Source organism: Burkholderia ubonensis (genome assembly GCF_001718695.1).
Lineage (GTDB): Bacteria > Pseudomonadota > Gammaproteobacteria > Burkholderiales > Burkholderiaceae > Burkholderia > Burkholderia ubonensis_B.
This window is the reverse complement of record NZ_CP013422.1, coordinates 1,267,653-1,280,216: the sequence shown is the minus strand read 5'-3', so window position 1 is coordinate 1,280,216 and position 12,564 is coordinate 1,267,653. Positions and strand designations below refer to the sequence as shown.

Below are 12,564 nucleotides of genomic sequence, written 5' to 3'. Positions count from 1 at the left end.
CTCCTTCAGGCGGCGGCCTGCTGCGCCGTCGGCGCGGCGGCGCGATGCAGCAGCACCGGCAGCGATTTCGACGTCGGCGTGTTGCAGACGTCGCCGACGCTGTCGAGCGGCACGAGCGGGTTCGTCTCCGGGTAATACGCGCCGATGCAGCCGCGCGGAATATCGTAGGCGACGAGCAGGAAGCCGTCGGCGCGCCGCTCGATGCCGTCGTGCCACACCGTCTCCATGTCGACCCATTCGCCCGCCTTCAGGCCGAGCATCGCGAGATCGTCCGGGTTCACGAACACGACGCGGCGCTGGCCGAACACGCCGCGATAGCGGTCGTCGAGCCCGTACACGGTGGTGTTGTACTGGTCGTGGGAGCGGGTCGTCATCAGCGTCATCAGGCGCGCGCCGTGCAGCGCGCGGGCGCGCTGGATCGGCGTGTCGGACGGCAGCGCGTGCGCGATGAAGTTCGCCTTGGCCGTCGGCGTCAGCCATTCGCGGTCGCGCGACGCGACGCGCAGATGGAAGCCGCCGGGCTTCGCGATGCGCGCGTTGTAGTCGTAGAAGTCGTCGAGGGTCGCCTCGATCGCGTCGCGCACCTTCGCGTAGTCGTCCTTGTAGGCGAGCCAGTCGATCTTGCCGCTGCCGAACAGCGCATGGCCGATGTGCGCGACGATCGCCGTCTCCGACATCAGGTGCGGCGACGCCGGCTTGTTCATCCCGTACGACACGTGCACCATGCTCATCGAATCCTCGACGGTCACGCCTTGCGGCACGTTGTCCTGCAGGTCGATCTCGGTGCGGCCGAGCGTCGGCAGGATCAGCGCGTCGCGGCCGTGGATCAGGTGGCTGCGGTTCAGCTTCGTCGTGATGTGCACGGTCAGGTCGCAGCGGCGCAGCCCTTCCCACGTGCGCGGCGTGTCGGGCGTCGCCATCGCGAAGTTGCCGCCGAGGCCGATGAACACCTTCAGGCGGCCTTCGAGCATCGCCTCGATCGTCTCGACGACGTCGTAGCCGTGCCGGCGCGGCGGCTCGAAATCGAACACCTCGCCGAGCCGGTCGAGGAACGCCTGCGACGGCTTTTCCTCGATGCCGACCGTGCGGTTGCCCTGCACGTTCGAATGGCCGCGCACCGGGCACAGGCCCGCGCCGGGGCGGCCGATGTTGCCGCGCATCAGCATCAGGTTCGTCAGCATCTGCACGGTCGCGACCGAATGCTTGTGCTGCGTGAGGCCCATCCCCCACGTCGCGATCACGCGTTCGCTGCGCGCGTAAAGCTGCGCGAGGCCGTCGATCTGCTCGTACGGCACGCCGCTCTCGGCGGTGAGCGCCGACCAGCTTTCCGCGCGCAGGTCGGCGGCGAACGTGTCGAAGCCGGCCGTGTGCTCCGCGATGAACGCGGTGTCGAGCACGCGCGCCGCGCCGTTCTTGCGTGCGTCGTCGTCGAGTTCGAGCACGCGCTTCGCGATGCCCTTGATCAGCGCGAAATCGCCGCCGATCGTCGGCTGGATGAACGTCGACGCGATGTTGGTGCCCGACATCGTCAGCATCTCGAGCGGGCTTTGCGGGTCCGCGAAGCGCTCCAGGCCGCGCTCCTTCAGCGGGTTGATCGACACGATCGTCGCGCCGCGCTTCGCGCATTCGCGCAGCTCGCCCATCATCCGCGGATGGTTCGTCGCCGGGTTCTGGCCGAAGATCAGCAGCGTGTCGGCCAGCTCGAAGTCGTCGAGCGTAACCGTGCCCTTGCCGACGCCGACCGACGGCGGCAGCCCCCGGCTCGTCGCCTCGTGGCACATGTTCGAGCAGTCGGGGAAGTTGTTCGTGCCGTAGCGGCGCACCAGCAGCTGATACAGAAACGCCGCCTCGTTGCTCGCGCGGCCGGACGTGTAGAACGCGGCCTGGTTCGGGTCGGGCAGCGCGCGCAGATGACGGGCGATCAGCTCGAACGCGTCGTCCCACGCGACCGGCACGTAGCGGTCGGTGCGCGCGTCGTAGATCATCGGCTCGGTGAGGCGCCCGTGCTGTTCGAGCGCGTAGTCGGTCTGCTCGAGCAGTTCGGTGACCGTGTGCGCGGCGAAGAACGCCCGCGTCACGCGCTTGCCGGTTGCCTCGGCCGCGACGGCCTTCACGCCGTTCTCGCAGAACTCGAAGGTCGACGCATGCTTGCGGTCCGGCCACGCGCAGCCGGGGCAGTCGAAGCCGTCCGGCTGGTTCTGGCGGAACAGCGTGCGGTAGTTGCCGCCGGAGACCTTTTCCTTGATCAGGTTGATCGTGACGGCCTTCAGCGCACCCCAGCCGGCGGCGGGATGGGTGTACGGCTCGATGCGTGCGTTGGCGGGCTTCTTTTTCATGATGCGTGTGTCGGGGTTGGTGCGTGCAGGGTACGCGCGGCGCCGTGACCGCTGTGTGTACACCTTCTCATATCAAAAAAGAGTACAGTTGCGGCCATTCGGGCCGTACGAGTCATTCGGGCCCGCGACGGCATCGTTGAAGGGAAGCTGAAAGGAGCGCGCGTGAAGCGATACGAACGACTCGCCGACGATCTCGAGGCGCAGATCGACGACGGCGTGTACCGGCCCGGCGAGCGGATTCCGTCGGTGCGGCAGGCGAGCCGCCAGCACCGGCTCAGCATCACGACCGTGCTGCGCGCGTACCTGGTGCTCGAAAGCCGCGGGTTGATCGAGAGCCGCCCGCAGTCCGGCTATTTCGTGCGCGCATCGCGCAGGCCGCCGTCGCGGAGCTGCATGCGTCCACGCCGACGGCCGCGCCGTCGTCGGTCGACGTGAGCCGGCTCGTGCTGTCGACGCTGCGCTCGATCGCGCGCGACGACGCGGTGCCGCTCGGCTCGCCGTATCCCGACGCGGCGCAGTTTCCGGTGCAGCGGCTCGCGCGGCACGCGCAGACGATCGCGCGCCGGCGCACGCGCTGGGGCGTGATCGACGACCTGCCGCCCGGCAACCAGGAGCTGATCCGGCAGATCGCGCGGCGCTATCTGGAGAGCGGGATCACGGTGGAGCGTGACGAGATCATCGTGACGATCGGCGCGACGGAAGCGATCAACCTGTGCCTGCAGGCGGTCGCGAAGCCGGGCGACACGATCGCGGTGGAGTCGCCGACCTTCTACGCGATGCTGCACGCGATCGAGCGGATGGGGATGCGCGCGATCGAGGTGGCGACGCATCCGGGCGACGGGATCGATATCGACGCGCTGGCGCGGATACTCGAACGTGAGCCGATCGCCGCGTGCATGGTGATGCCGAATTTCCAGAATCCGCTCGGCTTCCAGATGCCGGACGCGCGCAAGCGCGCGCTCGTCGAGCTGCTCGCGAAGCACCGGGTGCCGGTGATCGAGAACGACGTCTATCAGGAGCTGTACTACGGCGATGCGCGGCCGAGCGCGCTGAAGTCGTTCGACCGGGACGGGCTCGTGCTGCACTGCGCGTCGTTCTCGAAGAGCCTGTCGCCCGGCTACCGGATCGGCTGGGCGATGCCGGGCCGCTATCGCGATCAGGTCGAGAAGCTGAAATTCCTGAACACGCTCGCGACGCCGGTGACCGAGCAGCTGGCGATCGCCGAATACCTGAAGCACGACGGATACGACTTCCACCTGAGGCGGATCCGCAAGCAGTACGCGCAGCAGGCGAACCTGATGAGCGCGATGGTGCGGCGCTTCTTTCCGGAAGGCACGCGGCTGTCGCAGCCGCAGGGCGGCTACGTGCTGTGGGTCGAGCTGCCGCCGCAGGTCGACGCGATGCGCCTGTACCAGCTGGCGCTCGCGCAGCGGATCACCGTCGGGCCCGGGCACATGTTCTCGACCAGCGGCGACTACCGGCACTTCATCCGCCTGAACTACAGCTATCCATGGTCGGCGCAGATCGAGCAGGCGCTGAAGGTGCTCGGGCGGCTTGCGGCCGAATGCGCGGTGCGGTGAGCGGCGGGATGAGCGCGCGCTGTGCCGCGCCGCGCGATGGCGGGCGGCGGCCCGTTGCCGGCCGCTGCGTCGAACCTCAGCGCGTGCCGCCGGGCGGCCGTTCGCCCGCACCGCTTGCCCGCAGCGGCAGCCGCAGCGCCGTCGCGAAGCTCGCCGCATGCAATGCGCACAACAGGCCGAAGGCCCACGCGTACGCGACGCTCGGCGAGCCGCTCGTCGCCGTCTCGACGTGCAGCCGCCACGCGAGAAACAGCGTACAGAGCGTCGTGAAGGTCGGCCCGCCGAGGCGCTGCACGATATTCAGCGACGTCGTCGCCATCGGCAGGCTGCGCCGTTCGACCGACGCATACGCGGCGGAAATCGACGGCGTGCCGATCGCGCTCTGACCCATCCCGCGCAGAAACAGCGCGGGCATCAGCACGTCGCGATCGAAGCCGTGCAACGCGAGGTACGCGAACGGCAGCGTCGCGATCAGCGCGAGCAGCGCGCCGGCGGCGGCGACCCGCCGCACGCCGAACCGGCTCGTCAGCGCGCCCATCGACGGATAGGTGACGAGCATGCCGAGCCCGAGCGGTGCGAGCAGCCAACCGATCTCGCCGGGCGAGCGGCCGCACGCCTGGATCAGAAACACCGGAATCAACATCTGGCCCGCGTAGACCGCGCCGTTCGACAGGAACTGGGTGGCGGCGGCCGCGCCGAACACGCGCGAGCGAAACAGCGCGACGTCGATCAGCGCCCGTTCGCGCAGGCGCCGCTCGACACGCAGGAACGCGGCGAGCAGCAGCATCGCGGCCGCGACGGCGGCGATGCCGGGCGCCGCTTCGATCCGCTGCGCGCCGTACAGGAACAGCACGAGCGCCGGCGACAGCAGCGCGAGGCCGACCCAGTCGAGCGCGCGGCGCTGCGTCTCGTCGCGGTCGGCGGGCAGCAACCAGACGGCGAGCCCGAGCGCGAGCACGCCGACCGGCAGGTTCACGAGAAACAGCCAGCGCCACGAGGCGTGCTGCAGGACCGCGCCGGCGACGACCGGGCCGAGGAGCGGTGCGAGCAGAACCGGCACCGCCGCATAGCCGATCACGCGCGCCATCTGCTGGCCGGCCGCGCGCGCGATCATCATTTGCGCCATCGGCGCGAGCAGCCCGCCGCTGACGCCCTGCAGCACGCGGAACGCGATCAGCGACGCCGCCGACCACGCGAGCCCGCACAGCGCCGACGTCAACATGAACGCGGAGAAACACCACAGGTACAGCGCCTTCGCGCCGATGCGCCCGACCAGCCAGCCGTTCAGCGGCAACACCAGCGTGAGCGCGAGCAGGTAGCCGCTCGTCACCCATTGGATCGTCGACAGGCTCGCGTGCAGGTCGGTCGCGAGGCTCGACAGCGAGACGTTGACGATCGTCGCGTCGAGCTGCGACAGCAGCGCGCCGAGCGTCGCGACCGCGCTGACTTTCCAGACCGTCGGATCGAGCGGGGCGGCCGGGCGGTTCTCCACCGGCTGCGCGTGTCGCTCGCTCACGCGTCGCGGCGCGCGAGCAGCGCGACGATGTCGCGCGTCGAACCCGTTTCGCCGAGGCGCGGAAACACCCGTTCGACGCTGTTCGCGTGCGCGTCGGCGCTGAGGTCCGTCATCGCATCGACGGCGAGCGTCACGTTGTAGCCGAGCTCGAACGCCTGGCGGGCGGTGGATTCGACGCCGATGCTCGTCGCGATGCCGGCCACCACGACCTGCGTCACGCCGGCGGCCTTCAGGTGCGCGTCGAGACCGGTGCCGGTAAACGCGCCCCAGGTCCGCTTCGTCACGACATGGTCGCCCGGCTGACGGTCGAGCTCGGGCAGCAGTTCGGTCCAGTCGGGTGGCAGCGCCGCGGTGCGCGGCGGTTGTTGCGTGCGGCCCGGCGCGCCGCCGGCCACGTTCACGAGCACGACCGGCAGGCCGCGCCGGCGAAACGCGTCGAGCAGTTCGCGCGCGTGCGCGATCACCGTGGCGCTCGGATGGCAGGCCGGCAGCGCGACGATGCCTTTTTGCAGATCGATGACGACGAGCGCCGTGTTCGGGTCGAGCCGGGTCGTGCTCATGGTGTCGATGCTCCGTGAAGGGGACGATGGAACGCATGCGCGCGACGGCCGCGCGGCATGCGGGCGGCGGTCATTGCTCGCCGAGACGCCGGATCAGCGCGATCGCGTCGGCGAGCGTGCGCATTTCGTCAGGTTCGAGCTTGCCGATCGCGGCGCCGAGCCACGCGTGCTTCGCCGCGTTGCGCTTGCGCCGCGCTTCGCGGCCGGCCGCGGTCAGCTGGAACAGGATCTGGCGTCCGTCGGTCGGATGCGGCTTGCGCGACACGAGACCTTCCTCCTCGAGGCTCGCGAGGATGGCCTTCATCGACTGCGGCTTCATCGATTCGGTGCGGGCAAGCTCGGCGGTCGTCATCGGCCCGTTCTGATCGAGCCGCGCGAGCGCGCTGATCTGCGACATGCCGAGCCCTTCGGAGTCGATTTCGGAGCGCAAACGGCGGATGAGCTGGCCGACAGCCAGCGTCAGGTCGGCGACGACGGTTTCGGCGGTAACGCCGGGTGTGCGTGGCGGATTCATGCGGCCAAGCATAGAACACGACAGGCTAACTTGCAAGTTTGACTGTCGATATGGGGCGGCATGCGGCTACGAGTTGAGGCAAACGAGAGGGCGTCGCGTCGCGGCTTTGAATCGGCGAGACGCGCCGCTACCCGCCCGCGGGCGGCGCAACGGGCACGACGTCGGGGTACTTCGGCGATGCATGCTCGTGGAGCAGGTCACCGAGATATTGGGCGAGTTCATCTGCCGCGAGCGTCGCCGGAATCTGCAGGCCGGCCGACCTGCGCTTGCCGTCGGCGCCGAGATCGAACACGCGCCAGCCGTCGCCTGTGCGGACGACGGCAAGCAGGCGGCCGAACGCGTTGAACCGGTACTCATGCTCCATCGCATCGCTCCTGCGCCGGAAGAGCGGCGCTTACTGAATCGAGCAGCTCAGCCAGCGATGGATTTTCAGCGCATCGCTGGACACGCCCGCGCGCGTCGGCGAGCCGAGCAGCACGATGGTTTGCGGCCGGCCGCGCACGAGCGCGCGCATCACGACGCCATGGCCCGCTTCGTTGATGAAGCCGGTTTTCTGCAGCTGGATCGGCCACTGGCCGTAGCGCACCAGCGGATCGGAGTTCACGTAGAGCAGCTTGCCGTCGCCGGGATGGACTGTGCCCGACTTCGCGGTCGAGAAGCGCCGGATCAGCGGGTCGCGCGCCGCGGCGTCGACGAGCAGCGCGAGTTCCTCGGCGGTCGACACGTTGCGCGGCGACAGGCCCGTCGGCTCCCGGAAACGGGTGCGGCGCATGCCGAGCCGCCGCGCCTCGCGATTCATCGCGGCCACGAACGCGGGGCGCCCGCCCGGATAGTCGCGGCTCAACGCGGCCGCCGCGCGGTTTTCCGACGACATCAGCGCGATGCGATACATGTCGCGGCGCGACAGCGTCGAGCCGACCGACAGCCGCGAATGCGTGAACTTGATCGTGTCGCGATCGTGCGAGCTCACGCGCAGCATGCCGTCCAGCGGGCGGTCCGCGTCGCGGGCGACGACCGCCGTCATCAGCTTCGAGATCGATGCGATCGGCCGCACGGTGCGCGCGTTGCGGGCCAGCAGCGGCGTGCCGGAGTCGACATCGACGACGTACGCGGCGCGCGAGTGCAGTGTGCGCACGGCGCGCGGCGTGTAGCCGCAGCTTGCGAGCAGGCGTGGCGGTTCGATGCGACGCGGGCGGTTCGCGTTCGTGCGGGGCTTGCGATGCGTGCCTTTGGCGCGGCGATGCTGCGGCGCGGGCGCCGCGTGATGCTTGACCGGATGGTGCGTGACGCGCGGCCGGCGGTGCTTGATGGCCTTGTGCGCGCGATGCGCGGCCTTGCTCTTGACGACTTTGGGATGCGCGTGCGTCGACGCGGTCCGATGCGCGTTCGCGGCCGACGCATTGGCCGCGAACGCGAGCGTCACGAACGACAGCGCGATGATCAGAGGGGTGCGGGCGCGGCGCAGGCGCGCGATGAGGCCGATCAAGCGAAGTACTCCTTCTCGCGTGCGCGACGGCAGCGCGAAACACGTGGACAGTGGACGGGAGCGGGAAATTATACGGTCGATCGCAGGGCGATGACGATCGATGCATGCGGGTTCGTGAGGGTTCCTGCGATGCGTCGCGGCCGATCGGAGCGGAACGTGCGAGGTAATCGTCGGCGACGTCAGCGCGGCCAGTGTCGCCGCGACACGACGGCGAAGCTGATCGCGATCGCACCCGTGACGCGTTGCGGCGGCGCGTCGTCGGGCACGTCGCCGAAGCGGACGCGGCGGCCGCGGCCGCCCGCGCGCGCCGCGCGCCGCTCGTTCGCTGTCGCGTCGGCGTCGGGCTTTGCTGCGGATTCGCCGACGACCGCCGTGTCGGATGAATGATCGGCCGCGCATGCGGCCGCAGGATCGAAGGTCATCGCGGTATGTTCAAGGAAGGGCATGTGCGTATTGAACGCCATCGGATTCGATCAGTAAAATGAATGTTTTGACCGATACGATTCTTTTCCGGAATGGAACTGAAACTCCTCAGGACGTTCCTGACGGTGACCGAGCTGCGTCATTTCAGCCGCGCGGCGGACGCGCTGCACATGAGCCAGCCGGCGCTCAGCAAGCAGATCGGCGCGCTGGAAGCGAGCCTCGGCGGCAGGCTGTTCGAACGGGGGCGGCACGGTGCGGCGCTCACGCCGTTCGGCGAGCGCTTCCTGTCGGATGCGCAGGCGCTCGTGCGCGACGCGGACGAGATGCTCGCGCGTGCGCGCGAGGTCACGAGCGGCCAGCGCGGGCAGTTGCGGCTCGGCATCTGCCTGTCCGTGCTGACGCTCGTGCCGAAGCTGATCGCGGAATTCCGGCGGTGCAATCCGGGCATCGCGATCACGCTGAGCGACCTGTCGTCCGCCGAGCAGGCGCGCCGGCTGCGTTCCGGCAAGCTCGATGCCGGCTTCCTGCGCTTGCCGGCCGACGAAGGCCTGTCTTCGTTCAGGGTGACCGACGAGGCGCTCGCGCTCGCCGCGCCGCCGCATCTCGGCTTCAAGCGCGTGCCGGCCGATCTCGACGCGCTCAATGAAATCGGCTTCATCGCGTTGCAGCGTGCGCGCGGCGCCGGCCTCGCCGCGCAGGTCGACCGGTGGTGCATCGAACGCGGCTTCGTGCCGAACGTGACGCAGCAGGCCGAAGACGTCCAGTCGGTGCTCACGTCGGTCGCCGCGGGCGTGGGAGTCGCATTCATTCCTTCGCGCGCGCAGCACCTGCTGCGCGACGCGACGGTGCTGCCGCTCGCCGGTCGCGACGCGAAATGGCGCGTCGGCCTGGCGTGGTTGTCCGGCCGCGACGATCCCGTGACCACGCGCTTCGTGTCGTTCATGCGCGCGGCGTTGAAGGGCGCGTGAGCGCACGCAGCGCGTCCGCCACGCACCTGCTGCCTGAATGCCGGTCGGCACCGGCGCACCGATCTCGATCCATGACTTCAGAACCTGACGACTCCCCGCTGGACCCCGCGCTCGTGGCGACGCTCGCGACGCTGAACGAGGCCGCGCACGCGCCGTCCGGCGGTACGTGGTCGCTGCCGAAGATCGCGAAGCGCGCGCAGTTGCCGATGAGCATGCTGCGTCGCGTGCTGACGCAGCTCGACGCGGCCGGGATCACCGCGACGACGTTGAACGACGACGGCACCGGCCGCGCCGCGTTGACCGACGAGGGCCGCGTGCTCGCCGCGCAGCTGTTCGGCGCGAACGATGCGCGATAAAAAGCGGGCCGCCCGAAGGCGGCCCGCTGCGCTACGTTCGACGCGGTTCAGAACCACTGCTTGTACCGGCGCACGTAGATCGTCTTGACCGTCTGCGCGAGCAGGATGTAGCCGACCATCGTGGCCGCGAGCCACAGCCAGTAGCTGCCGGGCAGATGCATGAAGCCGAGCGCGTCCGCGAACGGCGAGAACGGCAGCCAGCAGCCGATCGCGATCGCGGTGACCGTCGACAGCAGCACCGGCAGCGCGGCCGTGCTCTGCAGGAACGGAATCTTCTGCGTGCGCAGCAGGTGCACGACGAGCGTCTGCGACACGAGGCTCTCGATGAACCAGCCGGAATTCATCACGATCTGGCCGCTCGCGCCGCCGTGCAGGTGATACAGCGCGCCCGCGCCGAACACGGTCCACATCAGCAGGTACGTGGTGATGTCGAACACCGACGACGTCGGCCCGACCCACAGCATGAAGCGCTTGATGTTGCCGGCTTCCCACTTGCGCGGCTTCTTCAGGAACTCGGGGTCCATCCTGTCCCACGGCAGCAGCATCTGCGACGTGTCGTAGACGAGGTTCAGCACCAGCAGCTGGGTCGCGAGCATCGGCTCCCATGGCAGGAACGCGCTGGCGACGAGCACCGAGAACACGTTGCCGAAGTTCGAGCTGGCCGTCATGTTCAGGTACTTGAGAATGTTGCCGAACGTTTCGCGGCCCTTGATCACGCCTTCCTCGAGCACCATCAGGCTCTTCTCGAGCAGGATGATGTCGGCGGTTTCCTTCGCGATGTCCGCGCCGCTGTCGACGGAGATGCCGACGTCGGCGTCGCGCAGCGCGGGCGCGTCGTTGATGCCGTCGCCGAGGAAGCCGACGGTGTGGCCGTTCGCCTGCAGCGCCGTGACGATGCGCGCCTTCTGCAGCGGCGTGAGCTTCGCGAACACGGTCGTGCGTTCGACGGCCTGCGCGAGCGTCGCGTCGTCGAGCGCGTCGACCTCGGCGCCGAGCATCGGCTTGCCGGGTTCGAGTCCGACCTGGCGGCAGACCTTGATCGTGACGGTCGGGTTGTCGCCGGTCAGCACCTTCACGGCGACGCCGTTCTCGCGCAGCGCGGCGAGCGCGGGCGCGGCCGATTCCTTCGGCGGATCGAGGAAGGTCAGGAAGCCGCGCACGACGAGGTCGCGCTCGTCGGCGGTGCGGTATTGCTCGCGCTCGTCGCCGCGCGGGATCGCGCGGGTGGCCAGCACCAGCACGCGGAAGCCGTCCTCGTTGTACGCGTTCGCCTGTTCGAGCAGCCGCTTGCGGGCGACGAAGTCGAGCGGCCGCACGCCGTCCTCGTCCTGCACGTGGGTCGACACGGCGAGCATTTCCTCGACGGCGCCCTTGCAGATCAGCGTGTGCGTGCCGCGCGTGTCCTCGACGACGACCGACAGGCGGCGCCGCACGAAATCGAACGGCAGCTCGTCGATCTTCCTGTAGCCCTGCGGCTTCACGCGCTCGCCGATCTCGTTCGCGCGATTGACGACAGCGATGTCGATCAGGTTCTTCTGGCCGCTCTGGTGGAAGCTGTTCAGCCAGCCGAGCCGCAGGATCTCCTCGTTCTTGTGGCCGGACAGGTCGAGATGGTGTTCGAGGATGATCCTGTCCTGCGTGAGGGTGCCGGTCTTGTCGGTGCAGAGCACGTCCATCGCGCCGAAGTTCTGCACGGAGTTCAGCCGCTTGACGACGACCTTGCGGCGCGCCATCGCGACCGCGCCGCGCGCGAGGTTCGCGCTGACGATCATCGGCAGCATCTCGGGCGTCAGGCCGACGGCCACCGCGAGCGCGAAGGTGAGGGCGCTCAGCCAGTCGCCCTTGGTCAGCCCGTTGATCATGAACACGATCGGCACCATCACGAACATGAACTTGATCAGCAGCCAGCTCACGCTTGCGACGCCGCGGTCGAAGCTGGTTTCGATGCGCTTGTGGCTGACGACGTTGCGCGCGAGCGACCCGAAGTAGGTGTCCTCGCCGGTCGCGACGACGACCGCCGTCGCGGTGCCGCTCACGACGTTGGTGCCCATGAAGCAGACGTTCTCCAGATCGAGCGGCGACGCCGACGCGTCGTTCGCGCTGGCCGTGTGCGCATTGGCCGACTTGCCGGCGACGGCGCCGAGCGTGTCGTATTTCTCGACCGGCAGCGCTTCGCCGGTCAGCACGGCCTGGCTGATGAACAGGTCGCGGGATGCGAGCAGGCGCACGTCGGCGGGGATCATGTCGCCGGCCGACAGATGCACGATGTCGCCGGCCACCACTTCGCGCATCGGCACTTCGCGCCGCGCAGGCTCGGCGGTGTCGGTCACCGCGCGCTGCACGGTCGCGGTCGTGCGCACCATCGCCTTCAGCTTCTCGGCGGCGCGCAGCGAGCGGAATTCCTGCACGAAGCGCAGCAGCGCGCTGATCGTCACCATCGTCAGCAGGATCGTCATGCCGACGTAGTCGCGATCGTCGGGCGCCGCGAACCAGACGTCGGTGCAGAAGCTGATCGCGGCGAGCACCAGCAGCACGTAGACGAAGGGATTGTGGAACGACATCAGCAGCTGGCGGGTCCAGTGCGGCGGCTTGTCGTGCGCGATCTCGTTCGGGCCGTGATGTTGCAGGCGGTCGGCGGCCTGGCCGTGCGTGAGGCCGCGTGCACCGGTACGCAGCGCCTCGAAGGTCTGCTCGAGCGGACGGCCGGCTTCCTGCGCGATGCGCATGATGCGCGGTTCGTTCTGCCGGCCGTTGCCGGCGCCGACGAAGCCGCGCTGCGGGTTCCTGGATGGGTTTCGTTGTGTCATGACTCGCTCCTGGCGCAT

General features: G+C 69.1%; 10 protein-coding genes and 1 pseudogene. 3 read left to right on the top strand and 8 right to left on the bottom strand.

What is annotated here, in order from left to right; all coding sequences use genetic code 11:
* Positions 1-5: 5 nt before the first annotated feature.
* Positions 6-2,336, bottom strand: a complete 2,331-nt coding sequence (locus tag WJ35_RS25385) for an FdhF/YdeP family oxidoreductase (RefSeq protein ID WP_069240282.1) — start codon at positions 2,334-2,336, stop codon at positions 6-8.
* Positions 2,337-2,498: 162 nt separating this feature from the next.
* Between WJ35_RS25385 and WJ35_RS25380 the strand changes: the two are divergent.
* Positions 2,499-3,916: pseudogene (locus WJ35_RS25380) on the top strand (PLP-dependent aminotransferase family protein).
* 76 nt (positions 3,917-3,992) lie between these two features.
* Here WJ35_RS25380 and WJ35_RS25375 read toward each other — a convergent pair.
* The 6 genes from WJ35_RS25375 to WJ35_RS25350 form a co-directional block, all read right to left on the bottom strand.
* Positions 3,993-5,432: a DHA2 family efflux MFS transporter permease subunit gene (locus WJ35_RS25375; RefSeq protein WP_034195136.1), complete on the bottom strand. Its 1,440-nt coding sequence runs from the start codon at positions 5,430-5,432 to the stop codon at positions 3,993-3,995.
* Positions 5,429-5,992 carry an isochorismatase family protein gene (locus WJ35_RS25370; protein WP_069240281.1) on the bottom strand — a complete coding sequence of 188 codons (564 nt, stop codon included), beginning with the start codon at positions 5,990-5,992 and terminating at the stop codon, positions 5,429-5,431. Before WJ35_RS25370 ends, WJ35_RS25375 begins: the two co-directional genes overlap by 4 nt.
* 70 nt (positions 5,993-6,062) lie before the next feature.
* Positions 6,063-6,518: a MarR family winged helix-turn-helix transcriptional regulator gene (locus WJ35_RS25365; RefSeq protein ID WP_069240280.1), complete on the bottom strand. Its 456-nt coding sequence runs from the start codon at positions 6,516-6,518 to the stop codon at positions 6,063-6,065.
* Between the two features lie 115 nt (positions 6,519-6,633).
* Positions 6,634-6,870 carry a DUF7661 family protein gene (locus WJ35_RS25360; RefSeq protein WP_046426382.1) on the bottom strand — a complete coding sequence of 79 codons (237 nt, stop codon included), beginning with the start codon at positions 6,868-6,870 and terminating at the stop codon, positions 6,634-6,636.
* Positions 6,871-6,900: 30 nt separating this feature from the next.
* A complete protein-coding gene (locus WJ35_RS25355; protein WP_069240279.1) occupies positions 6,901-7,992 on the bottom strand; it encodes a serine hydrolase in 1,092 nt (363 codons plus the stop codon).
* A 179-nt stretch (positions 7,993-8,171) separates the two neighbouring features.
* Positions 8,172-8,414 carry a hypothetical protein gene (locus WJ35_RS25350; protein WP_230459727.1) on the bottom strand — a complete coding sequence of 81 codons (243 nt, stop codon included), beginning with the start codon at positions 8,412-8,414 and terminating at the stop codon, positions 8,172-8,174.
* A gap of 93 nt (positions 8,415-8,507) precedes the next feature.
* Here WJ35_RS25350 and WJ35_RS25345 point away from each other — a divergent pair, with 93 nt between their 5' ends.
* On the top strand, positions 8,508-9,383 hold the full coding sequence (locus tag WJ35_RS25345; RefSeq protein ID WP_069240277.1) for a LysR family transcriptional regulator: 876 nt from the start codon (positions 8,508-8,510) through the stop codon (positions 9,381-9,383).
* A gap of 71 nt (positions 9,384-9,454) precedes the next feature.
* A complete protein-coding gene (locus tag WJ35_RS25340; RefSeq protein ID WP_034195131.1) occupies positions 9,455-9,739 on the top strand; it encodes a hypothetical protein in 285 nt (94 codons plus the stop codon).
* Positions 9,740-9,786: 47 nt separating this feature from the next.
* On the opposite strand, the gene mgtA is transcribed toward WJ35_RS25340, so the two are convergent.
* Positions 9,787-12,546, bottom strand: a complete 2,760-nt coding sequence (gene mgtA / locus WJ35_RS25335; protein ID WP_080484450.1) for a magnesium-translocating P-type ATPase — start codon at positions 12,544-12,546, stop codon at positions 9,787-9,789.
* Between the last annotated feature and the right edge of the window lie 18 nt (positions 12,547-12,564).

Bases quoted from the DNA above. Each gene is read 5' to 3' on its own strand.
- WJ35_RS25385 (WP_069240282.1), bottom strand. From the start codon at position 2,336: ATGAAAAAGAAGCCCGCCAACGCACGCATCGAGCCGTACACCCATCCC.
- WJ35_RS25370 (WP_069240281.1), bottom strand. From the start codon at position 5,992: ATGAGCACGACCCGGCTCGACCCGAACACGGCGCTCGTCGTCATCGAT.
- WJ35_RS25365 (WP_069240280.1), bottom strand. From the start codon at position 6,518: ATGCTTGGCCGCATGAATCCGCCACGCACACCCGGCGTTACCGCCGAA.
- WJ35_RS25360 (WP_046426382.1), bottom strand. From the start codon at position 6,870: ATGGAGCATGAGTACCGGTTCAACGCGTTCGGCCGCCTGCTTGCCGTC.
- WJ35_RS25350 (WP_230459727.1), bottom strand. From the start codon at position 8,414: ATGACCTTCGATCCTGCGGCCGCATGCGCGGCCGATCATTCATCCGAC.
- WJ35_RS25345 (WP_069240277.1), top strand. From the start codon at position 8,508: ATGGAACTGAAACTCCTCAGGACGTTCCTGACGGTGACCGAGCTGCGT.
- WJ35_RS25340 (WP_034195131.1), top strand. From the start codon at position 9,455: ATGACTTCAGAACCTGACGACTCCCCGCTGGACCCCGCGCTCGTGGCG.
- mgtA (WP_080484450.1), bottom strand. From the start codon at position 12,546: ATGACACAACGAAACCCATCCAGGAACCCGCAGCGCGGCTTCGTCGGC.